Origin of the sequence: Mesorhizobium sp. M2E.F.Ca.ET.209.01.1.1, from assembly GCF_004010375.2 — a bacterium.
Classification (GTDB): domain Bacteria; phylum Pseudomonadota; class Alphaproteobacteria; order Rhizobiales; family Rhizobiaceae; genus Mesorhizobium.
In genome coordinates, this window is sequence record NZ_SADP02000879.1 from 1 (window position 1) to 313 (window position 313).

The following is a 313-nucleotide window of genomic DNA, read 5'->3' on the forward strand; positions in this document are numbered from 1 at the left end:
CTCGCGTTGCGATACCAGCCCGAGGAGGCGAAAGCATTTCTTCGCCGGTTTTCGCGAACGATCCTGCCCGTGGTGGCGATCCTGGCGGCGAGTGGCATCGTGCTGGCGATCATCCAAGTGCAGGAACCGGCAGCGTTGATCAACACGTCCTATGCTCGCCTGCTGCTCTTGAAGCTCGGTCTGCTGCTTTTCCTTTTCACGCTTGCCGCGATCAATCGCTGGACGCTGACGGCGCCCGCCGCGGCGGGTGACACCGACGTGCAGCGGCGGCCTGTGCGCACGGTGCGCCTCGACATCCTGAGCGCGCACGCCA

General features: G+C 64.9%; 1 protein-coding gene. It reads left to right on the plus strand.

Going from position 1 to position 313, the window contains the following annotated elements:
- Positions 1 to 69: 69 nt before the first annotated feature.
- Positions 70 to 313, plus strand: a 244-nt coding sequence (locus tag EN852_RS38315; RefSeq protein ID WP_348643545.1) for a CopD family protein, incomplete at its 3' end; no start/stop codon positions are given.